Annotated in this window: 26 protein-coding genes; 20 read left to right on the top strand and 6 right to left on the bottom strand. The window is 65.7% G+C overall.

The window, feature by feature from the left end:
* The first annotated feature begins 38 nt into the window (after positions 1 to 38).
* The 6 genes from ACT4OC_RS02960 (at position 39) to ACT4OC_RS02935 (ending at position 7,920) form a co-directional block, all read left to right on the top strand.
* Positions 39 to 1,004 carry a Gfo/Idh/MocA family oxidoreductase gene (locus ACT4OC_RS02960; protein WP_444837516.1) on the top strand — a complete coding sequence of 322 codons (966 nt, stop codon included), beginning with the start codon at positions 39 to 41 and terminating at the stop codon, positions 1,002 to 1,004.
* A 30-nt stretch (positions 1,005 to 1,034) separates the two neighbouring features.
* Positions 1,035 to 2,180, top strand: coding sequence for a DegT/DnrJ/EryC1/StrS family aminotransferase (locus tag ACT4OC_RS02955; RefSeq protein WP_444837515.1), 1,146 nt, complete (start codon positions 1,035 to 1,037; stop codon positions 2,178 to 2,180).
* A gap of 158 nt (positions 2,181 to 2,338) precedes the next feature.
* Positions 2,339 to 3,862: a murein biosynthesis integral membrane protein MurJ gene (murJ, locus tag ACT4OC_RS02950; RefSeq protein ID WP_444837514.1), complete on the top strand. Its 1,524-nt coding sequence runs from the start codon at positions 2,339 to 2,341 to the stop codon at positions 3,860 to 3,862.
* A gap of 170 nt (positions 3,863 to 4,032) precedes the next feature.
* Positions 4,033 to 4,884, top strand: a complete 852-nt coding sequence (locus tag ACT4OC_RS02945) for an outer membrane protein (RefSeq protein WP_444837513.1) — start codon at positions 4,033 to 4,035, stop codon at positions 4,882 to 4,884.
* A gap of 181 nt (positions 4,885 to 5,065) precedes the next feature.
* Positions 5,066 to 7,378, top strand: coding sequence for a xanthine dehydrogenase family protein molybdopterin-binding subunit (locus ACT4OC_RS02940; protein ID WP_444837512.1), 2,313 nt, complete (start codon positions 5,066 to 5,068; stop codon positions 7,376 to 7,378).
* 98 nt (positions 7,379 to 7,476) lie between these two features.
* Complete coding sequence (locus tag ACT4OC_RS02935) at positions 7,477 to 7,920, top strand: cytochrome c (protein WP_444837511.1); 444 nt, start codon at positions 7,477 to 7,479, stop codon at positions 7,918 to 7,920.
* Between the two features lie 93 nt (positions 7,921 to 8,013).
* On the opposite strand, the gene ACT4OC_RS02930 is transcribed toward ACT4OC_RS02935, so the two are convergent.
* Complete coding sequence (locus ACT4OC_RS02930; RefSeq protein WP_444837510.1) at positions 8,014 to 8,433, bottom strand: CHRD domain-containing protein; 420 nt, start codon at positions 8,431 to 8,433, stop codon at positions 8,014 to 8,016.
* Between the two features lie 152 nt (positions 8,434 to 8,585).
* Here ACT4OC_RS02930 and ACT4OC_RS02925 point away from each other — a divergent pair, with 152 nt between their 5' ends.
* Complete coding sequence (locus ACT4OC_RS02925; RefSeq protein WP_444837509.1) at positions 8,586 to 9,524, top strand: c-type cytochrome; 939 nt, start codon at positions 8,586 to 8,588, stop codon at positions 9,522 to 9,524.
* A gap of 20 nt (positions 9,525 to 9,544) precedes the next feature.
* Here ACT4OC_RS02925 and ACT4OC_RS02920 read toward each other — a convergent pair whose 3' ends face one another.
* From ACT4OC_RS02920 to ACT4OC_RS02910, 3 genes are all read right to left on the bottom strand, one after another.
* On the bottom strand, positions 9,545 to 10,390 hold the full coding sequence (locus tag ACT4OC_RS02920; protein ID WP_444837508.1) for a DnaJ domain-containing protein: 846 nt from the start codon (positions 10,388 to 10,390) through the stop codon (positions 9,545 to 9,547).
* Positions 10,391 to 10,595: 205 nt separating this feature from the next.
* Positions 10,596 to 10,952 (bottom strand): hypothetical protein, encoded by a 357-nt coding sequence (locus tag ACT4OC_RS02915; protein WP_444837507.1) that lies wholly within the window; start codon positions 10,950 to 10,952, stop codon positions 10,596 to 10,598.
* Between the two features lie 132 nt (positions 10,953 to 11,084).
* The gene (locus tag ACT4OC_RS02910; RefSeq protein ID WP_027556262.1) at positions 11,085 to 11,330 is read right to left on the bottom strand and encodes an Lrp/AsnC ligand binding domain-containing protein; all 246 of its coding nucleotides are present in this window, start codon (positions 11,328 to 11,330) and stop codon (positions 11,085 to 11,087) included.
* Positions 11,331 to 11,492: 162 nt separating this feature from the next.
* Between ACT4OC_RS02910 and thiD the strand changes: the two genes are divergently transcribed.
* The 4 genes from thiD to ACT4OC_RS02890 all read left to right on the top strand — a co-directional run bounded on the left by thiD (position 11,493) and on the right by ACT4OC_RS02890 (position 15,401).
* Entirely contained in the window at positions 11,493 to 12,293 is an 801-nt protein-coding gene (gene thiD / locus ACT4OC_RS02905; RefSeq protein WP_444837506.1) for a bifunctional hydroxymethylpyrimidine kinase/phosphomethylpyrimidine kinase, read from the top strand.
* A 208-nt stretch (positions 12,294 to 12,501) separates the two neighbouring features.
* Complete coding sequence (locus tag ACT4OC_RS02900) at positions 12,502 to 13,314, top strand: UDP-2,3-diacylglucosamine diphosphatase (RefSeq protein WP_444837505.1); 813 nt, start codon at positions 12,502 to 12,504, stop codon at positions 13,312 to 13,314.
* The gene (locus ACT4OC_RS02895; RefSeq protein ID WP_444837504.1) at positions 13,314 to 14,369 is read left to right on the top strand and encodes a glycosyltransferase family 4 protein; all 1,056 of its coding nucleotides are present in this window, start codon (positions 13,314 to 13,316) and stop codon (positions 14,367 to 14,369) included. The genes ACT4OC_RS02900 and ACT4OC_RS02895 overlap by 1 nt, the downstream gene beginning before the upstream one ends.
* 42 nt (positions 14,370 to 14,411) lie before the next feature.
* Positions 14,412 to 15,401: a threonine/serine dehydratase gene (locus ACT4OC_RS02890; protein ID WP_444837503.1), complete on the top strand. Its 990-nt coding sequence runs from the start codon at positions 14,412 to 14,414 to the stop codon at positions 15,399 to 15,401.
* 76 nt (positions 15,402 to 15,477) lie between these two features.
* Here ACT4OC_RS02890 and ACT4OC_RS02885 read toward each other — a convergent pair whose 3' ends face one another.
* Together ACT4OC_RS02885 and ACT4OC_RS02880 are read right to left on the bottom strand one after the other, a co-directional pair.
* On the bottom strand, positions 15,478 to 17,289 hold the full coding sequence (locus ACT4OC_RS02885; protein WP_444837502.1) for a caspase family protein: 1,812 nt from the start codon (positions 17,287 to 17,289) through the stop codon (positions 15,478 to 15,480).
* 155 nt (positions 17,290 to 17,444) lie between these two features.
* Positions 17,445 to 18,704 carry a hypothetical protein gene (locus ACT4OC_RS02880; RefSeq protein ID WP_444837501.1) on the bottom strand — a complete coding sequence of 420 codons (1,260 nt, stop codon included), beginning with the start codon at positions 18,702 to 18,704 and terminating at the stop codon, positions 17,445 to 17,447.
* Between the two features lie 79 nt (positions 18,705 to 18,783).
* On the opposite strand from ACT4OC_RS02880, the gene ACT4OC_RS02875 reads away from it, so the two are divergent.
* The 9 genes from ACT4OC_RS02875 to ACT4OC_RS02835 all read left to right on the top strand — a co-directional run bounded on the left by ACT4OC_RS02875 (position 18,784) and on the right by ACT4OC_RS02835 (position 25,390).
* The gene (locus ACT4OC_RS02875; protein ID WP_444837500.1) at positions 18,784 to 19,983 is read left to right on the top strand and encodes an MFS transporter; all 1,200 of its coding nucleotides are present in this window, start codon (positions 18,784 to 18,786) and stop codon (positions 19,981 to 19,983) included.
* A 210-nt stretch (positions 19,984 to 20,193) separates the two neighbouring features.
* Positions 20,194 to 21,330, top strand: a complete 1,137-nt coding sequence (locus tag ACT4OC_RS02870) for an MlaE family ABC transporter permease (protein ID WP_444837499.1) — start codon at positions 20,194 to 20,196, stop codon at positions 21,328 to 21,330.
* Positions 21,331 to 21,332: 2 nt separating this feature from the next.
* Positions 21,333 to 22,106, top strand: a complete 774-nt coding sequence (locus ACT4OC_RS02865; RefSeq protein WP_444837498.1) for an ABC transporter ATP-binding protein — start codon at positions 21,333 to 21,335, stop codon at positions 22,104 to 22,106.
* A 9-nt stretch (positions 22,107 to 22,115) separates the two neighbouring features.
* A complete protein-coding gene (locus tag ACT4OC_RS02860) occupies positions 22,116 to 22,988 on the top strand; it encodes an MlaD family protein (protein ID WP_444837497.1) in 873 nt (290 codons plus the stop codon).
* 180 nt (positions 22,989 to 23,168) lie between these two features.
* Positions 23,169 to 23,351 carry a hypothetical protein gene (locus ACT4OC_RS02855; RefSeq protein WP_444837496.1) on the top strand — a complete coding sequence of 61 codons (183 nt, stop codon included), beginning with the start codon at positions 23,169 to 23,171 and terminating at the stop codon, positions 23,349 to 23,351.
* A gap of 10 nt (positions 23,352 to 23,361) precedes the next feature.
* Positions 23,362 to 23,583, top strand: coding sequence for a hypothetical protein (locus ACT4OC_RS02850; protein WP_444837495.1), 222 nt, complete (start codon positions 23,362 to 23,364; stop codon positions 23,581 to 23,583).
* A complete protein-coding gene (locus ACT4OC_RS02845) occupies positions 23,580 to 24,074 on the top strand; it encodes a hypothetical protein (protein ID WP_444837494.1) in 495 nt (164 codons plus the stop codon). Before ACT4OC_RS02850 ends, ACT4OC_RS02845 begins: the two co-directional genes overlap by 4 nt.
* 114 nt (positions 24,075 to 24,188) lie before the next feature.
* The gene (locus ACT4OC_RS02840) at positions 24,189 to 24,875 is read left to right on the top strand and encodes a LysR substrate-binding domain-containing protein (protein WP_444837493.1); all 687 of its coding nucleotides are present in this window, start codon (positions 24,189 to 24,191) and stop codon (positions 24,873 to 24,875) included.
* A gap of 86 nt (positions 24,876 to 24,961) precedes the next feature.
* The gene (locus ACT4OC_RS02835) at positions 24,962 to 25,390 is read left to right on the top strand and encodes a hypothetical protein (RefSeq protein WP_444837492.1); all 429 of its coding nucleotides are present in this window, start codon (positions 24,962 to 24,964) and stop codon (positions 25,388 to 25,390) included.
* Positions 25,391 to 25,920: the final 530 nt, after the last annotated feature.

Here is a 25,920-nt window from a genome sequence, read left to right as displayed (position 1 = left end):
CTGGCGCTACCTGCGCGGGCGTTACAGAGGGGGACTGGATGCGAGTCGGCGTGATTGGCGCGGGCGTGATGGGGACCAACCACGCGCGCGTCTTCGGGGGACTGCCGAACACCACCATGGTCGGAATCGTCGATCCCTTGCCCGAGCACCGGACCCGGGCAACCGAGCTTGCCGGCTGCCGCGCATTCGAAACGCTCGACCAGCTGGTGGCCGAAGGCGTCAATGCCGTCACCATCGCAGCCCCCACGCACCTGCACCACGAGATCGCGCTCGCCTGCATCGCGCGCAGGATACACATCCTGGTGGAGAAGCCGGTAGCCTCCACGGTGGAAGAGGGGCGCGAGATCGTCGCCGCGGCCAGCCGCGCCGGCGTCACCCTGATGGTCGGTCATGTCGAGCGCTTCAATCCGGCGGTTGCCGCCATCAAGCAGGCCGTGGCGGGCGAGGACATCCTGTCGATCGCCATCACGCGCGTCGGACCGTTCCCGCCGCGGATGTCCAATGTCGGCGTGGTCATCGATCTTGCCGTGCACGACATCGACCTGATCCGCTGGTTCACCGAGTCCGACATCGTCGAGGTGCAGCCGCAGCTTTCAAGCGCGGTGGCCGAGCGCGAGGACATTGCGCTGCTGCAGTTCCGCACGGCGTCGGGCGTGCTCGCGCACATCAACACCAACTGGCTGACGCCGTTCAAGGCGCGCAACGTCACAGTGGCGACCCGCAACAAGTACATCATGGGCGATCTGCTGACGCGGCAGGTCACCGAATGCTTCGGCTTCAAGCCCGACGGCTCCTATTCGATGCGGCATCTGCCGGTCGGTCATGACGAGCCGCTGCGCGCCGAGCTGATCTCCTTCCTCAATGCCGTGCGCTCCGGCAGCGCGCCCGCGGTGACCGGCGACGAGGGCGTCGCCAGCCTTGAGATCGCGATCCGCTGCCTCGAGCATCCCGCCAGGCCCGCCGCCTCCGCCGAGCGCAAGGGTCCGCGCCGCGTGGTCGGCTGACCGTTCAATCCTGGAATTTTCGAAAGCATCATGAACCAGCACATGCCTCCGGAACCGGTCTCCTTCATCGACATCGGCGCACAGCGGCGGCGGCTCGGCAAGTCGATCGACGAGGCGGTCGGCCGCGTGCTCAGCCACTGCCAGTTCGTCAACGGCCCGGAAGTCACCGCGCTGGAGCAGGCGCTGGCAAACTATGCCGGCGCCCGGCATGTCGTGAGCTGCGCCAGCGGCACCGACGCGCTGGTGATGGTGCTGATGGCCGAAGGCATCGGCCGTGGCGACGCAGTGCTGTGCCCTTCCTTCACCTTCTGTGCGACCGGCGAGGCCGTGGCGCTGCTCGGCGCCACGCCGGTCTTCGTCGACGTGGACGAAGAGACCTTCAATATCGACGCGGCCTCGCTGGAGCGCGGCATCGCGACCGCGCGCAAGTGCGGCCTCAAGCCGCGGGCGGTGATCCCGGTCGACCTGTTCGGGCAGAGCGCCGATCACGATGGGGTCGCGGCCGTGGCGGAAGCCGAGGGCCTGTTCGTGCTGGACGATGCAGCCCAGGGCTTCGGCGCCAGCTACAAGGGCCGCCGGCTCGGTACATTCGGACGGGCGACCGCGACCAGCTTCTTCCCGGCAAAACCGCTCGGCTGCTACGGCGATGGCGGCGCCATCTTCACCGACGACGCCGATCTCGCCGCGCGGCTGCGCAGCATCCGCGTGCACGGGCAGGGCGCCGACAAATACGACAACGTCCGCCTCGGTCTCACCGGCCGGCTCGACACCATGCAGGCGGCGGTGCTGCTCGAGAAGCTCAAGATTTTCGACGACGAGATCGCCGCGCGCAATGAAGTTGCCAAGCGCTATGCGCGTGGGCTCGGCAATGTCGTGACCGTGCCGCATCTGGCCGCCGGCTGCACCTCGGTGTGGGCGCAATACACCATCCGCCTGCCAAAGGGCGTCGACCGCGACGGCTTTGCGGCGTCGCTGAAGGCCAAGGGCGTGCCGACCGCGATCTATTATCCGAAGTCGATGCACCAGCAGACCGCATACAGGGATTTTCCGGTCGCCGAAGGCGGCCTGCCGGTAAGTGAACAGCTCTCGTCCGACGTCATCAGCCTGCCGATGCACGCCTATCTCGACGAGCCGGCGCAGGAGCGCGTCATCGCCGCCGTGCGCGGCGCGCTTTAGGGGCAAGCCGATGCGCCGCCGGCATGGCGTTTTCATGCGAAGCCTGTCCCGCACTTGATGCGGGGCGGGTACCGGTTCGCATAACGCAAACGCGTCAAAGCGAGATTCGCAATTCGGCTCTGATGCAATCAGGGCCGAATTTGCTATAGAGGCAGCGAATGCTCGGACGTATTTTCACCGTCGGCGGCTATACGCTGCTCTCCCGGCTGACCGGCTTCGCGCGCGACATCATGCTCGCGGCGATCCTCGGCGCCGGCCCCGTGGCCGACGCCTTCTTCGTCGCGCTGCGGCTGCCCAACCATTTCCGCGCGATCTTCGCCGAGGGCGCCTTCAACGCCGCCTTCGTGCCGGCCTATGCGCATGTCCACGGCCAGAGCGAGGCGGGCGCAAAGGTGTTCGCCAGCCGCATCTTCACGCTGCTGCTTTCGGCGCAGGTGGTCCTGCTGGTCGTTGCCTGGCTGTTCATGCCGCAGGTGATCGCGATCCTGGCGCCGGGATTTTCAAATGACCCCGCGCGCGGCCAGCTCGCGATCGAGCTGACGCGGATCACTTTTCCGTACCTCCTGCTGATCACGCTCGTGACGCTCTATGGCGGGATGCTCAATGTGATGCAGCGCTTTGCCAGTGCGGCCGCTGCTCCCATTTTCCTCAATCTGTCGATGATGACGACGCTGGCGCTGGCGGCGTTCTTCCCGGGCGCGGGATATGCCGCTGCCTGGGGCGTGCTGATCGCCGGCATCCTCGAATTCTTCCTGCTCGCGGGCGATGCCTGGCGCAGCGGCATCCTGCCCCGGTTTGCCTGGCCAAGGCTGGATGAGGACATCCGCGCCTTCTTCCGTGCGCTCGGGCCCGCCACGATAGGTTCGATGGGAACGCAGGTCGCGTTGTTCGCCGATACCATCATCGCGACGTTCCTGGCCGCGGGTGCGCTGTCGGCGCTGTATTACGCCGACCGGCTCAACCAGCTGCCGATCGGCGTGATCGGGATTGCGATCGGCACGGTGCTGTTGCCGGAAATGTCGCGCCGCCTGACTGCAGGCGATTTCGACGGCGCGGCCATCTCGCAGCGCCGCGCCTTCGATTTCACGTTGCTGTTGTCGGTGCCGTTCGTCGCCGCCTTCATTGCGGTTCCCGACGTCATCATGCGTGCGATGTTCGCGCGCGGCGCATTCACCAAGGGCGATGCGGCGGCGGCCGGCGCCACGCTCGCCGCTTACGCCGTAGGGCTTATCCCGTTCGTGCTGATCCGAAGTGCGGTCGCGACCTTCTACGCGCGCAAGGACACCGCCACGCCCGTGAAGGCCGCGCTGACCGGCGTTGCCGTCAATGTCGCGCTCAAGATCGCGCTGGTCGGCTCGCTGGCGCAGGTCGGGCTTGCGCTGGCGACCGCAGTCGGCGCCTGGATCAATCTGCTGCTGGTGATTTTCTTCGCGGTGCGGGCAGGCTACCTGGCGCTGGATCGGACGCTGTTGCAGTCCTTTGCAAAGTTCGTCGTCGCCGGAGTCGTTCTCGGCGCTGCGCTGTGGTTGTCGGCGCGATTCGCCGGCAACGCTCTTGCGCAAATGAGCGCGCTTCGCGACGAGGCCATGCTCGGCCTTCTAGTCGTGGTCGGAACCGTGGTCTATGCCGCATCGGTCTTGGCTATGTTCGGGCGCCGCTGGCTGCTTTCGTTGCTGCGATAAACGACTTTGTTTTCAATCGCTTGAGGGGACGATTACGGTGCGCTGTCTCGGTGATGCGCGCGTGCAACATCTGCCCGAAATGTGGGCCCGGGGCCAACAATCAAGGATGGCATTCCGCGGTTCCGGCTTATGCTGGCTGCATCGGATTCCGTTTGGCGGAGGGGAGTGCAATGAAAGCATCGGCACTGAACTTTTTGGCGATGGCGGCGTTTTCGGCCATTGCGGTTTCCCCGGCGCTCGCCGCCGACTTGCCCGTCAAGGCCCCGCCCCCGGTCGTCGAAGTCTGGACCTGGGACAAGTGGTACGTCGGTCTCAACGGCGGATATAGCTGGGGCCGTTCGGACACCTCGGGCACGTTCTACAACAACAATACCGGGGCTCAGCTCAGCCCGACGCAGAACACGACGCTCCATCTGGATGGCGGCGTGTTCGGCGGCCAGATCGGCAAGAACTGGCAGAACGGCAAGTGGGTCTTCGGTATCGAAGCTGACGGCCAATGGAGCGGCGAGAAGGGCAGCGCGCTCTTCACTTGCGTTACGCCGAACGCGGCCTTTGGCACCCTCTGTAATCCGATTACGGGTGGTCCCGGCCTGGGCGTATCCCCGACGACGACGTTCAACCAGGAGATCGAATGGTTTGCGACCTTCCGCGGACGGGTCGGCGGCCTCGTTACGCCGACGGCACTCCTCTACGTCACGGGCGGCCTCGCCGTTGCCGGCATCAATACCAGCGGGGTGATCAGCGGCTTCAATGCCATCCAAGCCCCGACTTCCGTCGCCTGGGGCAATGACAGCACCAACTGGGGCTGGGTGATCGGCGCGGGTCTTGAAGCGCGGCTGGGCGGCAACTGGACCGGCAAGATCGAAGGTCTCTATATGGATCTCGGCAGCGTATCCGGCGCTCCGGTCCTGGCGACCAGCAACCCGCCGCTTCGTTTCGGCTACACGTCGGACATCACCGACGTGGTGGTTCGGGCCGGCGTCAACTATCACTTCGGCGGACCGGTGGTCGCCAAGTACTGATTTTTCGACGATGGTCTAAATCCCGACATCAGGAAGCCCCGGCATGGTCCGGGGCTTTTTCTTTCGATCGGTGCCATCTCACGCTGCAATGCGGCGAAATCGTTTTCATCGACCGGTTTGCGCCGCCGCGCGAACCGCTGCAATATGCCGGCCGGAATCCGTGACTGCAATCGGAGACGAGATGGCTGCTCCAATCAAATTCGGCGTCGGACAGAGCGTTCGCCGCAAGGAAGACGATGCGCTGATCCGCGGCAAGGGCCGCTATACCGACGACGTCGCGCCGCAGCCCGCGCTGCATGCCCTGATGCTGCGCTCTCCTCACGCGCACGCCAAATACACCATCGACGCTTCGAAGGCCCGCAGCCTGCCGGGCGTGTCGCTGGTCCTGACCGCCGAGGACGTGAAGGATCTCGGCGACCTGCCGTGCCTGTTCAACTTCGAGGTCGATCCCTTCACCGGCCCGCCATATCCGATCCTGCCGAGGGACGAGGTGCGGCATGTCGGCGATGCCGTGGCCTTCGTCGTCGCCGATACCGTCGATCATGCGCGCGATGCTATCGAGGCGATCGAGGTGAACTGGACGCCGCTGCCCGCGGTGGTGGGCCTCGCCAATGCCGTCAAGAAGGGCGCGCCGCAGGTCTGGCCCGACAAGCCCGGCAATTTGCTGTTCGACGTCTCGATCGGCGACAAGAAGGCGACTGAAGCCGTCTTCGCCAGGGCGCATGCGGTCGCGGAAGTGCGGATCGTCAATCCGCGCGTCGTCACCAATTTCATGGAGACCCGCGCGGCGGTCTGCGAATACGATGCCAAGCGCGATCACCTGACGCTCACCGTCGGCAGCCAGGGCAGCCATCGCCTGCGCGACATCCTCTGCCAGAACGTGCTGAAGATTTCCGTCGAGAAGATGCGCGTGATCTGCCCCGACGTCGGCGGCGGCTTCGGCACCAAGCTGTTCCCATATCGCGAATACGCGCTGATGGCGGTCGCCGCGCGCAAGCTGAAGAAGACGGTCAAGTGGACCGCCGACCGCGCCGACCACTTCATGGGCGACGCGCAGGGCCGCGACAACGTCACGGTCGCGCGCATGGCGCTCGCCGAAGACGGCAAGTTCCTCGGCATGGATGTCGATTTGATGAGCGACATGGGCGCGTATCTGTCGACCTTCGGGCCCTACATCCCGCATGGCGGCGCCGGCATGCTGCCCGGCCTCTATGACATCCAGACCTTCCACTGCCGCGTCCGCACCGTGTTCACCAATACCGTGCCGGTCGACGCCTATCGCGGCGCCGGACGCCCGGAGGCTGCGTATGTGGTCGAGCGCCTTGCGGATGCCGCCGCGCGGAAACTCGGCATGACGCCGGATGCGGTCCGGCGTAAGAATTTCATCTCGCCGAAGGCGATGCCGTACACGACCGCGACCGGCAAGGTCTACGATTCCGGCGACTTCACCGCGCACATGAAGCGCGCCATGGAGATCGCGACCTGGAAGGAATTTCCCAAGCGAGCGAAGGCGGCGAAGAAGTTGGGCCTCGTCCGCGGCATTGGCCTTGCGAGCTATGTCGAGGTCTGCGGCAGCATGGGCGCCGACGAGACCGCCAAGGTCGCGCTCGATCCCAACGGCGACGTCACCATCCTGATCGGCACGCAGTCGAGCGGGCAGGGGCACCAGACCGCCTATGCGCAGCTCGTCGCCGAGCAGTTTGGCCTCGCGCCGGAGCGCGTGCATATCCTGCAGGGCGATACCGACCAGATTCCGACCGGGCTCGGCACCGGCGGCTCGTCCTCAATCCCGAGCGGCGGCGTTTGCGTGCAGCGGGCCACGCATGAGCTCGGCAACAAGCTGAAGGAGATCGCGGCGCAAGCGCTGGAAGCCGGCATCGGCGACCTCGAAATCAATAACGGCACCGTGCGCGTTGCCGGCACGGACCGCTCGATCAGCTTTGCCGATCTCGGCAAGCGCCCGGGCGTCGATCCCGCGAAGCTCAATGCAAGCTCGAGCTTCAACAGCGCCATGGGCACCTACCCGAACGGCACGCATCTGGCCGAAGTCGAGATCGACCCCGCGACCGGCATCATCAAGATCGTCAACTATGTGATCGTCGACGATTTCGGTGTGACGCTCAATCCGCTGCTGCTGGCCGGCCAGGTGCATGGCGGCGCGATGCAGGGCATCGGCCAGGCGCTGATGGAGCAGGCGGTCTACAGCGACAAGGACGGCCAGCTCGTCACCGGCACCTTCATGGACTATGCGCTGCCGCGCGCCTCGGACGGTCCGTCCTTCGTGTTCGAGACCCACAACGTGCCCTGCACGACCAATCCGCTGGGCGTGAAGGGCGCCGGCGAGGCGGGCGCGATCGGCTCCTGTCCCGCGGTGGTCAACGCAATCGTCGAGGGGCTGTGGCGCGAATACAAGATCGACCACATCGACATGCCCGCGACCGCCGAGCGGGTCTGGATCGCCATCCGCGAAGCACAGCGCCAGCACAGGCTCTGACGGCTTTCTGCGCGGGAATATCCTGCCATCCAGGGGGTTCGACACGTTGATACCGTGTCGAACCCCGTCTCAGAGATTTTCAACGTGAGGAGCTCTCGATGAAGCGTGTTTTGTTGGCCGCGGCAGTGGTGGCAGCGGGCGCATCCGCCGTTATGGCGCAGCAGCAAGTCGCCGTTCAGCAGCAGAACCTGATGAAAGCGCAAGCCAGAAGCATGTACGGGGTCCTGGGCAAGATGGTGAAGGGCGATACGCCGTTCGATAAGGCGGCGGCTGATGCGGCGCTGAAGGCGCTGGCGGACGACGTCGCCAAGATACCGACCGTTTTCGCCACCAATCCGAAGCAAGACGTCAAGGACGCGACCTACGGCTCCTCGCGGAAGATATGGCAGAACAAGGCCGATTTCGACAACAAGGTGCCGTACGTCACCAAGGCCATTGCTGATGCGAAGTTCACCGACGCCGCCAGCCTGAAGGTGGCCTTCGATGCCATCGAGGCGAAGTGCACCAATTGTCACGACACCTACCGCGTCAAGCTGAAGTAATGTTCCGGACTCGCGAACTCGCGCGGTAGCATCCCAAGGAAAACGGGCGGTCGCCTGGTGGCGTCCGCCCGCTTTATTGTCTCTTCCGTCGACCTACTTCGTGACCTGACCGCGGATTTCGCCGGCCGGGTTCGCAGCCGTATGGATGTTGATGTAGTACTTGCCGGCGACGAGATCGGCGGCCTGGGCGTCGGTCAGCGTAGCGCTGCCCGAGACCGGGCTCGTGCCGGCATTGGGGATCGGAACCGCAACGCCCGCGTTCTTGCCGGCTTCCGCAGGCCCATGGAAATGCGCCGCGGTGGCCGGGCCGGACAGGCCCTTGTAAGTTACCGTCCAGCTCAGCTTCTTGGACGCCGGGTCATAGTCGAGCTCGGCAGTGCCGGTGGCCGCGCTGGTAACGGGGGGCACCCCGGCCTTTCCGTCCAGCGTCGCCTTCATTTTGTCCGCAAAGGCCGGTCCTGCAAAGGCAACCGCTGCACCGAACGCAAGCGTGGCAAGCATGGTCTTGGTCATGGGCTCTCTCCCTGTTGCTGTCAGCCTCAAAACAATGGCCGTCCAGATTTATTCCCGGATTGGTGTCGTCGGCACGATATTTCCGGCGAGCTTATACCGAAGAATGCGGCCATACTGGCTGACGACCGGTCCCCTGGATGACGGATTGCTGAATGCCGAAGCGTATCTTCCTCGCCCTGGCGCTGCTCGCTGCGATCGGCCTCGGCGTATTCTGGTGGCTCACCATTCCGCAAAGTATAGCAGCGGGCTCCCTGCCGGCTCGCCAGCCCGACGTTGCCAACGGGCAGGCAATGTTCAATGCCGGCGGATGTTCCTCGTGTCATGCGGTGCCGGACCAGCCCGATCGGCTGAAACTCGGCGGTGGACTCGCAATCCCGTCGCCGTTCGGCACATTCTATGCGCCGAACATTTCCCCCGATCCGAACGATGGCATTGGCCAATGGAGCGAAGCGGATTTCGTCACCGCTGTCGTGAAGGGGACGTCACCTTCAGGCGCCCACTATTATCCGGCATTCCCGTACACGTCCTATCAGCGTGCGAAGATCGAGGACGTTCGCGATCTCTTCGCCTATCTCAAAACGCTTGCTGTGGTCCAGGGTCGCGTGCGCGACCATGAGATGCCGTTTCCGTTCAACATTCGCCGCTCGCTCGGGATGTGGAAGCTATTGTTCGTCGACCGCAAGCCGTTCGTCGCCGATGGCGCGTATTCGGCCACATGGAATCGCGGTGCCTATCTCGTGAATGGATTCGGCCATTGCGCGGAGTGCCACAGTCCGCGGAATTTCCTCGGCGCCATCACCACTGCGCAACGCTTTGCCGGCGGACCAAATCCGGAAGGCGAGGGCTGGGTACCGAACATCACGCAGAAGGGCAGCCTTGCCGAGTGGAGCGTGAAGGATATCGCTTATTTCCTCAAGACCGGCGAACTGCCGGAGGGCGACAAGGCCTCAGGTCTAATGGGGCGCGTGATCAGGAATACCTCGCAGCTGTCCCCGCAAGATCAGCAAGCGATGGCCGAATATCTGAAGTCGTTGCCTCCGCTCGAAGGCCCGCCGCGGCCGAAGAAGAAGACCGAGCAGGACGGCAAATAGCGGTTTCGGGAAAGAGCCGTCTACGGTGTGATGGCCGCCGTCATGAGCCAGTGCGGGCCGGGCCCGTGGCTGACGACCGCCGGCGGTTTCTCTTTTGCCCGCACGACCGATTTGGCCTTGTCCTTCCTTGCCTTGGCGAGGCGCTTGGCCTGCGCCATGTCGGCAAAGGCGCGCTCGAAGTTGCGCATGCGGTAGAGCACGATGCCGCGATCGATATACGCCGGCGCGAAGCCGGGGTCCTGTGCGATCGCCAGATTGAAGTGCGCCAGCGCGGCGGAGAGGTCGCCGCCGCGATAGGCGAATATGCCGCGCTCGCGCTGGGTCCTGGCGTCGGCGGGGGCCGACACGGGCGAAGCGACAAGCGCGGGCAACGCGATGACGGCGAGCGGCGGATTGATCGCATTCGCGGCCAGCGCAATCGTGCCCGTCGTGCTGGGCTCGTGGGCGGCGGCGACAGCGTCGCGCCTCTCGGCCGCGATCTCGCGAACGCCGGCAGGCTGCGGCAAGGCCGCGGCGACCTCGACGGGCGCGGCCTCGGCGGCCCTCGCCGTGCCTTCCTCCATCGCCGATGTCTTCGACATATGGCTGAACACGGTGTAGCCCCCGATCAGTGCGGCCGCGATGAAGGTGGCCGCCATCGTATTGGTGGCGCCGCGGTGGATCTTTTCATAGACCACGGCCCGTGCCGGCGGCGCGGGCGGGCGCGTCGCAATCGCAAGCAGCTGGTCATAGGTGGCGCGCTGCTCGGCGTCGCTGAGAATGTTGTGCGCGCGGACCAGCTGCCTGAAGCGCAGCGCCGCGTCCGGATTATCCGGATTGGTGTCGGGATGGGTCGCTTTCGCGGCCCGCCGAAAAGCAACTCTCAAGCCCTCCGCATCATCGTTCGGAAGGGCTCCGAGCAAATCGTAGAGCGTCCCCATGGTGGTACTCGCGACTAATTCCCCCTCAGAAATTCCACCGCCGCGGAGCTTCTGACTGACGACTGCCTAGCTAACCGAAAACTTCGGGGCTTCCCCATGATGGACATATGGCAAAAGCATGCCGTAGCCGGGGTGCATTTAAGTCATAATATTACCGGCTGGCGGCCAGCGCAGGCGCCGGCCTGCTTGTGCAAGCCCCGGCGGCCTGCAATTCGCGCAGGCGCTCGCGCTCGACCTTTTCGGCGCGCCGGACGCAACGCCGCTCATAGGCGAGCTTGAGCCGGGCAAATTCCGCAGCATCCACCGTCCTGAGGTTGGCATTCCTGAACGCGCAATCGGTGGCGGGGCGGGGCTGGCAGTAGGCGGGCGGCTCGGCCAGGGCGGCATTCGCCTCTTGATGGCCTGGCTGCCGCGCGCAGCCGGCCGCCACGACAAGCGCGGCCAGGAGCGCGCCCGACCTTGCGTGCGCGACGGTCAGGCTCGCGATGGCTGATCCAAAATGGGACATGTTGGCTGCTTTCCGAAGCATCGCCCGTCATCCGCGCAATCCCGCGGCAACGGCGATGGCCCCCCAGCCAAACGACGGCAGGATGAACGCAAAACTTGAATCGAACGTAAACCCGGCGGAATCACGGCCCCTTCAGGAGGAGCCGAACGCCTTGAAGGTGATGATCGTGTGGGTGTCCTGGATGCCGGGAAGTATCTGCACCTTCTCGTTGATGAAGTGGCCGATGTCGGTGTCCTTGTCGACGTAGAACTTCACCAGCAGGTCGTAGTCGCCGGCGGTGGAGTAGATTTCGGACGCGATCTCGGCTTCGGCCAGCGCGTTGGCCACCGTGTAGGACTGGCCGAGCTTGCATTTGATCTGGACGAAAAAGGGCACCATCGCCGAAGGTCTCCGAGGTGGGCAGGCCGGGCCAATAGGCCAAATCCGGCGAGCCATTGCAAGCCAGCTTGCTGGCCATGACCGGTCGCGTTAGGACAGCCCCAAAGGACAGCCCAAGGGACAGCCTATGGCCCCGTTCCCACCAGCCGCATGAGCCCTGCGATGACCGTGCCGATCGCGCTGACCGTGGCCGGCTCGGATTCCTCCGGCGGCGCCGGAATCCAGGCCGATCTGAAGACCTTCGCCGCGCTCGGCGTCTACGGCGCTTCCGTCATCACCGCGCTGACCGCGCAGAATACGCAAGGCGTCACCGGCATCCACCAGGTGCCGGCGGATTTCGTCACCGCGCAGATCGATGCCGTGTTTGCCGATCTCGCGGTCGGCGCCGTGAAGATCGGCATGGTGGCGGAGCTCTCGGTGATCGCCGCGATCGCGGCCGGCCTCGCCAAATGGCAGCCGAGGCACGTCGTGCTCGATCCCGTGATGGTCGCAACGTCCGGCGACCGGTTGCTGAAGGCCGACGCGGTCGAGGCGCTGCGGGCAAAACTCATCCCGCTGGCGTCGCTGATCACGCCGAACCTGCCGGAGGCGGCTGCGCTGCTCGATGAGGCCGTCGCCACAACCGAGGGCGCCATCGCCGATCAGGGCAAGCGGCTGCTCGCGCTCGGCTCGCGCGCGGTGCTGATCAAGGGCGGCCATGGAGAGGGCGCCGAGAGCATCGACTATCTCGTCACCGGAAGCGGCACGATCCCGTTGTCGGCGCCGCGCGTTGCGACCGACAACACGCATGGCACCGGTTGCTCGCTGTCGTCGGCCATCGTCGCGGGTCTTGCCAAGGGCGAGGACATGGAGACCGCGGTTCGCAACGCCAAGGCGTGGGTCAGTGCCGCGATTGCTGCCGCCGACCGCTTCAGCGTCGGTCACGGCCACGGGCCGATCCATCATTTTCACAAGCACTACTGACTTGTGCTGCGATCTCCGGAACTCGGCGGCGTTAACATTTCTTTTCAGCAACACTTCCCGTCATTCTGCGGTCGGCGAGTCCCCTGTCGCCTGACTGTCGCATCGCGCTGCTATTCGCTCTCACAGGGGACGTGCAACTGATTCACGTGAGGCTATCAGCCGCGCGGACCGTCATCGGCCTGTCATGGGAATCTGCTAGGGCACGTCCATGGGAAGTAACTCCTCGAGTGATGAGAACCCCGAACGGCGCTTCCGCACTCTCTTCATCTCCGACGTCCATCTCGGAGCCCGCGGCTCGCAAGCCGACCGGTTGCTCGATTTTCTCCGCAGCCACGATGCCGATACCATCTATCTCGTCGGCGACATCGTCGACGGCTGGGCGCTGAAGTCGTACTGGTACTGGCCGCAATCGCACAACGACTTCGTGCAGAAGCTGCTGCGCAAGGCACGCAAGGGCGCCAAGGTGATCTACGTGCCGGGCAACCACGACGAGTTCCTGCGCAAATATTACGGCACGCATTTCGGCGGCATCGACGTCATCGAGAACACCATCCACACCGGCGCCGACGGCAAGCGCTATCTCGTGATCCACGGCGACATCTTCGACCTCGTGGTGCAGAACGCGCGCTGGCTCGCCCATCTCGGCGACAAGGCCTACGATTTCGCGATCCAGATGAATCGCCTCGTCAACTTCTTCCGCCGCATGCTCGGCGTGCCCTATTGGTCGCTGTCGCAATGGGCGAAGCTGAAGGTGAAGAAGGCGGTGAACTACATCGGCGCGTTCGAATCGACGCTCGCCGGCGAAGCGCGTCGCCACGGCTGCGACGGCGTGATCTGCGGCCACATCCACTACGCCACCATCCGCGACGAGCACGGCATCCGCTACATGAATTGCGGCGACTGGGTGGAGAGCTGCACGGCGCTGGTCGAGCACGAGGACGGCAGCTTCGAGATCATCACCTGGGCCGATCCGGCGCACCGGGTGGCCCCGGTTCCCCGCGTCGCGGCGCGCGCGGCCTGATGAAGATCCTGATCGCAACCGATGCGTGGCATCCCCAGGTCAACGGGGTGGTCCGCACGTTGGTCATGATGGCCGAGGCCGCCAAGGGGCTTGGCGACGAAATCGAATTCCTGACGCCGCAATCCTTCCGTACCTTCGCGATGCCGAGCTATCGCGATCTGCGGCTGGCCTTGCCCGGGCCCTCCGACATCGCCGGGCTGATCGAGCAGGCCGCGCCCGACAGCATCCACATCGCGACCGAAGGCCCGATCGGCTTCATGGTCCGCCGCTATTGCCGCAAGCATCGCCTGCCTTTCACCACGGGCTTTCATACCCGCTTTGCCGAGTATGTGTCGGCGCGCTCGCCGATTCCGGAGAAGTGGGTGTGGGGCCTGTTGCGCGCCTTCCACCGGCCGAGCCAGGCGGTGATGGCGGCGACCCCGGAGCTGGTCAGCGAGCTGCGTTCGCGCGGCTTCCGCAACGTGGTGCTGTGGTCGCGCGGCGTCGACACGAGGCTGTTCCATCCGCGCGATGTCGACATCTGCCTGCCGGCGCCGGTGTTTCTGTGCGTCGGCCGCGTGGCGGTGGAGAAAAATCTCGAAGCCTTCCTCGATCTCGATCTGCCCGGCACCAAGCTGATCGTCGGCGACGGCCCGGCGCGGGCGGGCCTCCAGCGCAGATTTCCGCAAGCCATCTTCCTCGGCGCGCGACATGGCGAGGAGCTTGCCGAGATATATGCGGCTTGCGACGTCTTCGTGTTCCCCAGCAAGACCGATACGTTCGGCCTAGTCCTGCTGGAAGCGCTCGCCAGCGGCCTGCCGATTGCGGCGTTTCCGGTGAAGGGCCCGCGCGACGTCATCGGCTCCGCACCGGTCGGCGTGCTCAGCGACGATCTGCGGTCGGCCTGCATGCAAGCGCTGACCGTCCCGCGCGAAGCTTGCGTCGAGTTCGCCGCGGCCCACACCTGGGAAGCTTCCGCCCGTGTCTTCATCGAGCATGCGCGGAGCGTTCGCTTCGACGAGCCCGAGCCGGAACTGGTCGAATTCGTGGCGGAAGACGCGCATTTCGCCCGCTAATCCGGCTTGCCCGCGCTGCAGGCGGCGCGATAAAATCGCCGCATGACCGAAACAAAGCCGAGCCTGTCCGTCAGCGCCGCCGATATCGAGGCGGCCGCCAAGGTGGTCGCGCCGTTCGCGGTGCGCACGCCGTTGCTGTCATTCCCAGTGCTCGACGAGCGCGCGGGCACGAAGGTCTTCCTGAAGCCGGAGATGCTGCAGCGGACCGGCTCGTTCAAATTCCGCGGCGCTTTCAACAAGCTCGCGTCGATCCCGCAGGCCAATCGCAGTGGCGGCGTGGTGGCGTTTTCTTCGGGCAACCATGCCCAGGGCGTGGCGGCGGCAGCGAAGATCCTCAGCATGCAGGCGACCATCGTCATGCCGGCCGACGCGCCGCTGTCCAAGCGCGAGCGCACCAAGTCCTACGGCGCGGAGGTGGTGCTCTACGACCGCGACAAGGAAGACCGCGAGGCGATCGCAAACGGGATTGCCGGCAAGCGCGGCGCCACCCTGGTGCGTCCCTATGACGATCCCTTCGTGATCGCGGGGCAGGGCACCGCCGGCCGCGAGATCGCGGAGGACATGGTCGCGCGCGGGCTGACGCCCGATATCGTGGTTGCGCCGGCCTCCGGCGGCGGTCTGATAGCTGGCGTCGCCACCGCGGTGAAATCGCGTTTCCCGGGCGCGGAGATCGTAGTCGCCGAACCTGCGGGCTATGACGACCATGCGCTCTCGCTGAAAGCCGGCCACCGCGAGCCGCATCCCGCCGCCGCGCGCACGATTTGCGACGCGCTGATGGCGGCGATGCCGGGCGAGCTGACCTTCGCCATCAACAGCAAGCTGCTGGCCCGCGGCGTCTCGGCCTCCGACGAGGAAGTCGCGGCGGCCGTCGCCTTCGCCTATCGCGAGCTCAAGCTCGTGGTCGAGCCCGGCGGCGCCGTCGGCCTTGCCGCGCTGCTCGCGGGACGCATCGACGCCAGGGGCAAGAACGTCGTCATCGTCCTGTCCGGCGGCAATGTCGATGCCGACCTTTTCGCAAAGCTGGTGGCTTAAGAGATGTCCAAACGTGGGGCGGGGCAGAGCATTGCTGCTCTGCCCCGCTTTCGTTGATCGGTTCGCATGCTTCCAATCAGAAGCGGCGCATCTGGTTGCCGCCCATGACCATGCGGGAGCCGCCGTTGTTTCCGCTGGAGTTCATAGTGCGGGGCTGCGCGTTGCCCTGGTTTAGCTTGTTGACCTGCGACGGGTTGTTGTTGAGCTTCATCACCGGGCCGGTGTTGAGCTGCTGCTGGCGCGGCACGCTGGTGACGCGGTTGACCGGCATGCTCGTCTTGACGTCGACCTTGGTGACCTGACCGGTGGGGATCCTGCCGCTATTGTTCACGGGCAGGGTCCCGACGTTGCCGCCGTTGTTCACCGGCAGCGTGCCGATCTTGCCGCCATTGATGCCGGTGTTGCCGCTGGTGGTGGCGGCGTTGCCGTTCGGCGCAGGCAGGGTGACGATCTTCTTCCCGGGCAGGCTGTCGGCCCTCGGCGCGACCTGGACCGGCAGGGTGGTGATCTTGCCGCCGCCGTTGATGCCGGTGTTGCCGGCATTGTTGTTGCCGGGATTGCCGTCGGTCTGCTTGCCCGGCAGGTTGATGCCGAGGCCGCCATTGACCTTCACCTGACCGTTCAGCTGGCCGTTGTTCGGGCCATTGATGTCGCCGATCTTGATGCCTTCCTTGGGCAGGCCGAAATTGACCGGCTGCTTCAGGTTGGGCGCGAGCTGCGGCGACACGATCAGCTTGGTGGCCTGCATCAGCGGCACGGCCTTCGGCGCGTTCTGGAGGTTGATCGCGACCTTCGCATACTGGGTGTTGCCGAAATTGTCGGCAAAGGTCTTGTAGGCGAACGGCGAGTTGGCGAGCACGGCCTTGTGCCAGGCCTGCGCCACCACGAGGTTGCGCAGCAGCCAGCGGATGCGGTCGCACAGCGGGTCGTGCGGATACATCGCGATGAACTGCTCATAGTATTGCGGCTGGCCCTCCGACAGCACGAAGTCGTAGGCTTGCTGCACCGAGCGGCTCGGCAGGTTGGAAGCTGCCGCCACCACCGGGCCGCGGCTCGGCGGACGGGTCGCCGCAACGGCGGTGTCGCCGAAGAAGTAGAAGTCCGAGGTCAGCGAGGAGCTTTCCCACGGTACCTGCTTGCCGCCGGTCGAGCCTGCCACATCGAGGCGGACGCGCTTGAACAGCTGCTCGATCGGCAGGTTCGGCTCGTTCGCCCGATTCAGGAAGGCCTGGAGGTACGGGCTGTGGTTGCCGGAGCCGTCGAGGGCTTCGGTGCCCGGCGCGGTCGAGTAGCCGACGATCGAGCCGTTCGGCGCGTCGACGATGGCAAGGCCGCGGCCGGCATCGTTGACGCCGGGGAACGGGTTGTTGCGGCAGGCATCGAGCAGGACGATGCGCAGCCGGCTCGGGATCGAATCCAGCGTCGCCATCAGATCGACCAGGCGCAGCGAGTTGCTGGTCAGGTCGTTCGGCGTGGAGACATTGGCGTCGACCGGGACGAGATAGTTCTCGCCGGCGAGCTGCACGCCGTGGCCGGCGTAATAGACCATCGCCACCGAGTTGGGACCGCGCGCGGCGACCTTGGACGAAAAGTCCTGCACGACACGGATCATGTCGTTGTGGGTCAGGTCGATCGCCGAGGTGACCTCGAAGCCGGCCTTGTTCAGGAACTGCGCCATGGCGGTGGCGTCGTTGTCGGGGTTGGCGAGCTCCGGCGCGTTCTTGTATTTCGCGTTGCCGATGACAAGCGCGACGCGCTGTTCGGGCCCGCGCAAGAGCGACGCGGACGTGCCTTCGGGAGCGGTTTGGGCAACGGAACCGGTCACGGAAAAGCCGAACAGGCTTCCCAGGAGGCCGGCATACATCAGCAGTGACTTCAAACGGGACATGACGTCCTCCTCAATCGGAATCTCGATGCGAGATTGGTTGCGGCGACGCTATGTCCGGGTTCACGCCAAGTGCGTGAGCTGCATCACGAAGGAACAATGCTGAAAGTGAACGCGAGATAAACGCGTGAAACACGGTTAATTGCTGGAGAATTCGATTACGAGAAAAACGCGATCTTTTCGGCCTGACTCATGCGGCGAATCGGCGCCAAGGGATCGTTGGCGGGCACGTTTGGCTTTTTCAGAATGCCGCTGGCGATCACCGCCGCGCCGATCGAGACCGCGGCTTCACCAATTTGTGTAGAGGCAGGTGCGGATTCGATGGCCGGCGCGGCGGCCATTGCCGGCTCGGCCTGGACCGGCGGTGCGGCAGGTGTGGCGGTCTGCTGCAGGCTCGGCGCGATGGCTTCGGCGACTGCGGGCATAGCCCCTGCGACCTCAGGCCCGGCAACCGCCGTTTTCGCGACGGCCATCTCGAAGTCGTCTTCGATCGGCTGCGGCGCCGACATCTCGGCCGCGATCAGATCGAGCACCGCTTCGTCATGAGCGTCGGCCGCGGCCTCGTCGACGACCTCGATGGCGCCGACGACATCGGCGATCGGCGCGGCTGCCTCCGCGGCCGCTTCCATTGCCGGTTCAGCGACAGCCGCCATGGCGGCTTCCGCAGCTTCCGATACCGGCGGGTCGGCAAGTTCCGCAACATGCGCTTGGGCCGCGGATGCCCCGGCGACTTGCGCAACCGGCGCGTCCGCCACGGGCTCGGCCATGGCTGCGGTTTCCGGCGCAGGGCCTGCGGCTTCTTCCGGAGGTGCCGGGAAGCGGACGACGTTGGCATCGGCGGCATCCCCGGCCTCGCGGCGCGCCTGCTCGGGCGGCGCCTCGCTGCGGGAATATTCGTCGATCCGCGCCTCGATCGCGGCAAAGGCCTGATCGACCGCGACGCGCGCCTCGCCCAGGGAAAGCTGTCCGGCGCTGCTCTCGATGGCGGCGACTTGCGAATCCAGGATGTCGCAGATCCGTCCGTCGGCTCCGGTTTCGCGCCAGCGCCAGGAAATCTCGCGGATGATCCGCACGCCCTTGGCGACGGGGGTGAGCCATTCGTCGAAGGCAAGCCCGTCGAGCCCGGCATTGGCCGCCGCCTGCGCCTCGGTGACCGCCTTGCGGATCGCAGCCAGCGCCTCGGCGAGGTCGGCGTCGGCGGCGGCATCTTGCTGCGCGGCAAGGCTCTCCTCGATCCGTGCGACGGCGTCGAGCACCAGGCTTGTATCGGCATTGCGGTTGCGCTTGGCGTATTCGCCGAGAAACCAGCGGCCGCGCGAGGTCTCCATGAACGCGGCATGGATCGCGACATAGTCCTCCTCGCTCGGCTGCGCGGCGCGCGCCGAAATCGGAGAGAGGGCAAAGACTTCGTCAGCCATGTTAAACTCGGCGCGCAAATCAGTGCGCGGTTTGCCATATAACGAACAACATGAACGCACGCGAATCGCAACCGACTTGATGTCCAGCCAAGCACAAATCCCCACCGCGGCGCACGCTGATTCCAGGCGATTCGCGGTGGGGCTGGCGGCGTTCTACGCCTCGCTGTTTGGCCTCGTGGGAACGCATCTGCCGTTCTTTCCGGTCTGGCTGAAAGCCATCGGCATCGATGCCGCCTGGATCGGCATTATTACGGCACTGCCGGCGATCTCCCGCTTCACCGCGCTGCCCTTCGTCACCGGCCTTGCAGAACGGCGGCAGGCGGTGCGCCAGGCCATCGTGATAACGGCCTTCGCCACCGCCATCGGCCTCATCGCGATCGGCACACAGCATCAGGCGCCCGTGCTGTTCGCGATCTATGCGGTGACCTGCTGCCTGTGGACGCCGATGACGCCGCTCACCGATGCCTATGCCTTGCGCGGGGTGCGGCGTTACGGCCTCAACTACGGGCCGCTGCGGCTGTGGGGCTCGGCGGCGTTCGTGGCCGGCACGCTTGCCTGTGGGCTCATGATCGAGGTGATCGATGCGAAGCATCTGATCTGGGCGATCGCCTCCGTCGCGATGATAGGCGCCCTCGTCAGCCTCGGTCTCAAGCCGCTCGAAACGCCGAAACAGACCGCGGCCGAAACGCGCGGCGACAGCCGGCTGCTGCGCGATGCGGGCTTCCTCGCGATCGTCGCCACCTCGGCGCTGGTGCAGGGCAGCCACGCCGCCTATTACACCTTCGCCTCCATTGCCTGGCAGCAGGCAGGTTACGGCGGCCTCACCATTGCGGGGCTCTGGGTGCTCGGCGTGCTCGCGGAGATCGTGCTGTTTGCGTATTCGCCGCGCTTCAGGATGCCGTTCCCGTTGCTGATCGTGATCGCGGCGCTGAGCGCCGTCCTGCGCTGGCTGATCACGGCGCAATCGCCGCCGATCGCGGTCCTTGCCGTGGTGCAGCTAGCGCACGGCCTGAGCTTCGGCCTGACGCAAGTCGCGACCATGGGCCTGATCGCGCAGCGCGTGCCCGGTCACGTGATGGCGCGCGGGCAGGGCTATCTCGTCGCGTGCGCCGGCATCGTCACCAGCACGGCCTCGATCGCCTCGGGTGCGATCTATTCGCAATACGGCGAGCGCGTTTACTACCTGATGGCCGCGATGGCGCTCGCCGCCGCGCTGATCATGTGGCTGTCGCGCCATCGCCTCGCGCCTCAACCCGGCGGCGAGGCCTCCGGCGGATAGGCCGGGCCGCCGGCGACCGGGCCGGCGGTCAATTCTCGCGGACCGGTTTGTGAAGGGGGCGGAAGTCATTTTAAACTCTGATGATTCTGGACCGTGCGCCGACTGGCCCTGACCGATAAGGGCTGGTACATGACGGTTTCGAGATGACGAGGGGCGGCATGTCGCCAACCGCGGGAACCCCTGCGGGACAGCGGCGCCGGAGGTGGCGGTTTGAACGGCGACCCGACATTGGAGCGGATTGCACGGGGCAACGGGCTCGCGCTTTGCGCGGCCGGTCCCTGGATCGCCCGCCATGCCGCGGTGCTGGAGGAGATCGTCACCGACGCCGAAAAGCTCGGCGGCAGCCGTCCCAACATCTTCATCGACGTCTCGCAGGTTTCCCGGCTCGACACCTTCGGCGCCTGGCTGATCGAGCGGCTGCGGCGCAGCCTCAGCATCAGGGGTGGGGTCGAGGCGCAGATCGCCGGGCTCTCGGCCAACTATTCGAGTCTCGTCAACGAGGTTCGCCGCGTCAAAGACGCGCCGGCCGCCGACAGCGAGCCGGTGACCATCTCAGGCATGCTCGAAGGGGTCGGCCGCAGCGTGGCCGGGATCGGCGGCACGTTCGTGGGCCTGGTCGACATGCTCGGTGCGGTGCTCGCCGCGGCCGGCCACGTCCTGATTCATCCCCGCAGCTTCCGCCTGACCTCCACCATCCATCATCTGGAGCAGGTGTGCTGGCGCGCGGTGCCGATCATCGTTCTCATCACCTTCCTGATCGGCTGCATCATCTCGCAGCAGGGCATCTTCCACTTCCGCCAGTTCGGCGCCGACATCTTCGTGGTCGACATGCTGGGCGTGCTGGTGCTGCGTGAGATCGGCGTCTTGCTGGTCGCCATCATGGTCGCGGGCCGTTCGGGCAGCGCCTACACCGCCGAGCTCGGCTCGATGAAGATGCGCGAGGAGATCGACGCGCTGCGCACCATGGGCTTCGATCCGATCGAGGTGCTGATCCTGCCGCGCATGCTGGCGCTGGTGCTGGCGCTGCCGATCCTGGCATTTCTCGGGGCGATGGCCGCGCTCTATGGCGGCGGGCTGGTCGCCTGGCTCTATGGCGGCGTCGATCCGGAAGCCTTCCTGCTGCGCCTGCGCGATGCGATCTCGATCAACCATTTCGTGGTCGGCATGGTCAAGGCGCCTGTCATGGCGGCCACCATCGGCATCGTCGCCTGCGTCGAGGGGCTCTCGGTGCAGGGCAGCGCCGAATCGCTCGGCCAGCACACGACGTCGTCGGTCGTCAAAGGCATCTTCTTCGTGATCGTGATGGACGGCGTGTTCGCGATCTTCTTCGCTGCGATCGGGATGTGAGCATGGCGCTGCAACCTGCTTCCGACGCCATCATCCGGGTCCGCGACATCACCGTGCAGTTCGGCCCCACGCGAGTGCTCGACGGGCTCAATCTCGACGTCAAGCGCGGCGAGATCCTCGGCTTCGTCGGCCCCTCCGGCGCGGGCAAGTCGGTGCTGACGCGCACCATCATCGGGCTGGTGCCGAAGGTCGCCGGCCGCATCGAGGTGTTCGGCGTCGATCTCGATGCCGCGGATGCCAGGGAGCGCCGCTCGGTGGAGCGGCGCTGGGGCATCCTGTTCCAGCAGGGCGCGCTGTTCTCCTCGCTGACGGTGCGGCAGAACATCCAGTTTCCGGTGCGCGAATATCTCAGCCTCTCGCAAAAGCTGCTCGACGAGATCATGGTCGCCAAGCTCGTGATGGTGGGGCTGAAGCCCGAGGTTGCCGACCGCTATCCGTCGGAACTTTCGGGCGGCATGGTCAAGCGCGTCGCGCTCGCCCGGGCGCTGGCGCTGGACCCGGAACTGGTGTTCCTGGATGAGCCGACATCGGGCCTCGATCCCATCGGCGCAGGGGATTTCGACGAGCTGGTCCGCACCCTGCAGCGCACTTTGGGCCTGACCGTTTTCATGGTAACCCACGACCTCGACAGCCTTTACACGGCGTGCGACCGCATCGCCGTTCTGGGCAACGGCAAGATCATTGCGGCAGGATCGATCGCCGACATGAAGGCCTCGCGGCACCCCTGGCTGAATCAGTATTTCAACGGCAAGCGTGCCCGCGCCGTGGTGGTTTAGGAGCATTCGATGGAGACCCGGGCGAACTACGTCCTGATCGGCGCCTTTACGCTGGCGGTGATCGCGGCTGCGTTCGGCTTCGTGCTCTGGTTCCAGAGCCTGCATACGACCAAGCTGAGAAGCCCTCTGCGGGTGGTTTTCGAGGGTCCGGCCTCCGGATTGCGTAACGGCGGCAGCGTGAACTTCAACGGTATCAGGATAGGGGAGGTAATCTCCGTAAAGCTCGACAACCCGCGTCGCGTTGTCGCGCTGGCCATGGTCGAGAACAAGGCCCCGATCCGCAAGGACACCATGGTCGGTCTCGAGTTCCAGGGCCTGACCGGCGTCGCTGCCATCTCGCTGAAGGGCGGCGAGGAGAACGCAGCCCCCGTGCCGCTGGATGAGGACGGCGTGCCTGTGCTCACCGCCGATCCCAACGCGCTGCAGGACGTCACCGAGGCGATCCGCGCCACCTTGCAGAACGTCAACCGTCTGGTCGCCGAGAACCAGCAGTCGGTCAAGAACTCGCTCAATAACCTGGAGACCTTCACCGGCTCGCTGGCGCGCAATTCCGAGAAGATCGACAACATCATGGCCCGCGTCGACGGCGTGATGGGCAAGGCGGACAGCCTGATGCTCGGCCTGAACTCGATCGGCGGCGGCGCCACCGGCGGCGAGCTCGCGGCGATGGTGAAGTCGATCAAGGATCTCGCCGAAGATTTCGACAAGCGCTCCGGCGCCTTGATGGCCGACGGCCGCCGCACGCTCGGCGACATCAGCCGCGCCGTGAACAATTTCGACCGCAATCCGAGCCGCGTCATTTTCGGAGGCGGCAGCGCCGCACCGGCGGCGGAGCCGCAGAGGCCGGCGGCCGCGGCGCAGCCGCCGCGCCGGGCACAATAGACTCAGCTTGGTCCGCAGTCGTCCCGGCGAACGGAGCTGAATCAATTGCGGCGTCGCCGGTAGCAATCCGCCGGCATTTCCGTTCCTTCAGGCTGTTCCCGCGATCCAGTGTCGCGCGGCTGCGGGCAACCACTCGCTCCGGCATGCGTTGATCCCCGAGAACGGCATTGGAGTTTCGCCATGACGAAACCACCTCCGGTTCCCAGGGAGAACCAAAGCCACAAGGGCACCGGCGATGCGAAATCGGGCGATGCCCATCGGGCCAAGAGCGTCAAGCCGCATCGCATCGATCCCGAGCAGCAGGACCAGCAGGGAAACACCGCGCAGAACACGACCCATCAGGGTCTGCAGCAGGACCGCTAGCGAGGCTGCCATGTCCACTTCAACCAAAACCCCGGCGAGCATCCGGCAGGGCGGGCCGGGCGCCTCGCATGAGAATGCCAAGGCCCCGCTCGAGATCAAGAAACCGCCGGCCGACGATCCGCAGCGCAAGCACAGCAAGGTGTCCGGGGGCGGCGGCGAGCGCGACAGCCATCACACGCACGAGCCCGAGGACAAGGGCGGGCGCACGCATCCGGCAGGGAAGCAATCATGACCAGGCACGGCAAGACCATTCGTCCCAGCGACCTCGATCTACATCGCAATCCGCTGATCGGCGGCTCCAAGGGCGTTACCATGGCGCAGGCGAGCAGCGACGATCTCGAGCAGATCGAAGGCGAGAATACGTTCGAGGGCGACCTCGAGAACGACACCAATCCGCAAGGCGGCATCGACCGCGGGGACCAGCGCCGGGGGCGGCCGGCGCATCGCGACCACACGCAGAAACCGCGCAAGGTCGAGCGGCACGGCAGGAAGACGCATGAGCAGCAGATCCGCATGCTGGAGCGCAAGCCCGACCTGCCCGATACGCGGCAGATCGAGGAGGGCATGTCGGACATTCCACTGGCGACGTCGCGCTTGCCGCGGCACAGCGAAGCGCGCCAGTCCGAATTTGCGGTGAGCCGCGGCGGCCTCAACCAGGAGAGCCATCACAACAAGCACAACGACCCTGGCCAGCGCGGCCACAAGCCGCCGAGGCGTGGGTAAGAGACGGAGCGCAAACCGCGCCCGATGCCTGCTTCTTACGGACAGTTCGGCATGCCCGGGAGGCGCGCGCTGGCCAGCGCGCCGGACGACGTCGCCGGACCAGCGGACCCGACGGTGCCCGTGCTTGCCATCCCTGTCGTTGCCGGGGAACCCATTGCGCTGCCGGGGCCGCCGGCGCCCGTGCCAATACCGGAAGTGCTCGGTCCGCCCGCGGGCTCCGAGCCCGTGACGGGCCGCGCCGAGTTGGTGGTCGCGTCCCAGCACTGTCCGCTGATATCGCTTGACCTGCCGGGGCCGGTCTGTCCTGCCGCAAGAGCCGTTGTCCCGAGCAGCAAGGCTGCGGCCAGAGAAATTGCCTTCATTGCGTTTCCCTTTCTTTGGCGGGCGGTTGCCCGCAGGCAGGAAACGCCCGATCGAGACGCCGCGTTCCCGCTTGCGGCGCGGTGCTGCTGTTCGGCCCGCTGGATGCAGGCCAATGTCGCCGCGGAATGGATCGTGTTTCGGGCGAACTCGCTGCTGGCGCTGCGGTCCGCGGCCGCTGCCGGCCTCGGGGTCGCGGCGTTGCCCTGCTACTTCGCCGACCTTCTGCCTGCGCTACTCCGCTTCGCCGAGCCGCTGCCGGAGATGGAGGGATCGCTGTGGCTGCTGACCCATCCGGGGCTGCGCCGCGTCGCCCGCATCCGCACCGTGCTCGATGCCATGGCCGATCATCTGGCCGGACGGCGCGCCCTGATCGAGGGGTGCCAGCAACTGGCGGTTCCAGATAGCGGCAAATCGACCCCTATTAAGATTACCCCTTAACCGAAAATTAAGGATAGCTTTGCCCCTGCGAGGGCTGCGGCCTAGCGTGCGGCAGGTATTGTCGAGTCAATGAGTTGGTGCGTGCCATGACGCTCAAGATGGTCGGTGTGATCGCTTCCCTAAGCGCGGCTGCGCTTTCCTTTTCGGCCAGCGAGACGTTTGCAAGAGGCGGCCAGGGCGGTTTCGCCGCCGTGCCCTTCGTGCGCCCGGGCGTCCCGATCGGTGCGCCTCCCGTCGGGCACCATCATCGCCGCGGCTTCAGCTTCTGGCCCGGCGGCGGCTTCTATTACGGCGGCGCGCCCTATAGCGAGCCGCCGGCGCAGGCCGTTACGCCGCCCACCGACATCAACTACACCTACACCTACAAGCAGGACGTGCCGTGGGACTGGGCGCATCGCTACCCGCCGATGGTCACCCCGTCCGACCGGCCTTATGTGCCGGGCTGCTCGAACGAGCCGGTCACCGTGCCCGGCCGCAGCGGCGAGCAGACGGTGAATGTGATCAGGTGTTATTGATTGCGGCGGCGCCGATACCGCAGAGCGGCCAATCGCGAAGAGGCCTCGTCATCGACGGGGCTTTTTCTTTGCCGTTGCTGCCCTAACCCGACTCATTTCGCGCGCTCGCGCGAGATCGAGGCCAGCCCCCACCAACGGTGAACGGCGCAATGCCGCGAGAATGCCGCCCTTCTTCGGCGGTTCGCCGGCGGCACTACCTCGTGTCACGCCGCGCTCTTGTTGCCGCTTACGGTTAGCGATATCTGCCATCCCTGAAGCTCGTGAATATAGGTTCGTAGGAGGGGTTGAGCTAAAGCGAAACCCATCGTTCTTGCCGCGATGATTGATGGGTTTCGCGAAGACGCTCAACCCATCCTACAAAACAAAACGGAGGCCGTGAGACCTCCGTTTATCATTTCACAGTTTCGCTTCCCGACTTATCCCAGCCGGCCCGCGGCGTGGGCGAGCAGGGTGTAGACGAGGCCCGTCTCCGAGGTGAGGTGGGCACGCAGCGCCTGCGGGCCGCGCTCGTCGCGGGCGACTTCGTCCAG

Source organism: Bradyrhizobium sp. (genome assembly GCF_052389815.1).
Classification (GTDB): Bacteria; Pseudomonadota; Alphaproteobacteria; order Rhizobiales; family Xanthobacteraceae; genus Bradyrhizobium.
This window is presented reverse-complemented; position numbering and strand designations above follow the sequence as displayed.

Excerpts from the sequence above, each read along its gene's own strand:
- ACT4OC_RS02900 (WP_444837505.1), top strand. The coding sequence starts at position 12,502 with ATGGGAAGTAACTCCTCGAGTGATGAGAACCCCGAACGGCGCTTCCGC.
- ACT4OC_RS02930 (WP_444837510.1), bottom strand. The coding sequence starts at position 8,433 with ATGACCAAGACCATGCTTGCCACGCTTGCGTTCGGTGCAGCGGTTGCC.
- ACT4OC_RS02925 (WP_444837509.1), top strand. The coding sequence starts at position 8,586 with ATGCCGAAGCGTATCTTCCTCGCCCTGGCGCTGCTCGCTGCGATCGGC.
- murJ (WP_444837514.1), top strand. The coding sequence starts at position 2,339 with ATGCTCGGACGTATTTTCACCGTCGGCGGCTATACGCTGCTCTCCCGG.
- ACT4OC_RS02895 (WP_444837504.1), top strand. The coding sequence starts at position 13,314 with ATGAAGATCCTGATCGCAACCGATGCGTGGCATCCCCAGGTCAACGGG.
- ACT4OC_RS02865 (WP_444837498.1), top strand. The coding sequence starts at position 21,333 with ATGGCGCTGCAACCTGCTTCCGACGCCATCATCCGGGTCCGCGACATC.
- ACT4OC_RS02960 (WP_444837516.1), top strand. The coding sequence starts at position 39 with ATGCGAGTCGGCGTGATTGGCGCGGGCGTGATGGGGACCAACCACGCG.
- ACT4OC_RS02910 (WP_027556262.1), bottom strand. The coding sequence starts at position 11,330 with ATGGTGCCCTTTTTCGTCCAGATCAAATGCAAGCTCGGCCAGTCCTAC.
- ACT4OC_RS02890 (WP_444837503.1), top strand. The coding sequence starts at position 14,412 with ATGACCGAAACAAAGCCGAGCCTGTCCGTCAGCGCCGCCGATATCGAG.
- ACT4OC_RS02915 (WP_444837507.1), bottom strand. The coding sequence starts at position 10,952 with ATGTCCCATTTTGGATCAGCCATCGCGAGCCTGACCGTCGCGCACGCA.
- ACT4OC_RS02855 (WP_444837496.1), top strand. The coding sequence starts at position 23,169 with ATGACGAAACCACCTCCGGTTCCCAGGGAGAACCAAAGCCACAAGGGC.
- ACT4OC_RS02880 (WP_444837501.1), bottom strand. The coding sequence starts at position 18,704 with ATGGCTGACGAAGTCTTTGCCCTCTCTCCGATTTCGGCGCGCGCCGCG.
- ACT4OC_RS02845 (WP_444837494.1), top strand. The coding sequence starts at position 23,580 with ATGACCAGGCACGGCAAGACCATTCGTCCCAGCGACCTCGATCTACAT.
- ACT4OC_RS02885 (WP_444837502.1), bottom strand. The coding sequence starts at position 17,289 with ATGTCCCGTTTGAAGTCACTGCTGATGTATGCCGGCCTCCTGGGAAGC.
- ACT4OC_RS02860 (WP_444837497.1), top strand. The coding sequence starts at position 22,116 with ATGGAGACCCGGGCGAACTACGTCCTGATCGGCGCCTTTACGCTGGCG.
- thiD (WP_444837506.1), top strand. The coding sequence starts at position 11,493 with ATGACCGTGCCGATCGCGCTGACCGTGGCCGGCTCGGATTCCTCCGGC.
- ACT4OC_RS02875 (WP_444837500.1), top strand. The coding sequence starts at position 18,784 with ATGTCCAGCCAAGCACAAATCCCCACCGCGGCGCACGCTGATTCCAGG.
- ACT4OC_RS02945 (WP_444837513.1), top strand. The coding sequence starts at position 4,033 with ATGAAAGCATCGGCACTGAACTTTTTGGCGATGGCGGCGTTTTCGGCC.
- ACT4OC_RS02935 (WP_444837511.1), top strand. The coding sequence starts at position 7,477 with ATGAAGCGTGTTTTGTTGGCCGCGGCAGTGGTGGCAGCGGGCGCATCC.
- ACT4OC_RS02955 (WP_444837515.1), top strand. The coding sequence starts at position 1,035 with ATGAACCAGCACATGCCTCCGGAACCGGTCTCCTTCATCGACATCGGC.
- ACT4OC_RS02940 (WP_444837512.1), top strand. The coding sequence starts at position 5,066 with ATGGCTGCTCCAATCAAATTCGGCGTCGGACAGAGCGTTCGCCGCAAG.
- ACT4OC_RS02835 (WP_444837492.1), top strand. The coding sequence starts at position 24,962 with ATGACGCTCAAGATGGTCGGTGTGATCGCTTCCCTAAGCGCGGCTGCG.
- ACT4OC_RS02850 (WP_444837495.1), top strand. The coding sequence starts at position 23,362 with ATGTCCACTTCAACCAAAACCCCGGCGAGCATCCGGCAGGGCGGGCCG.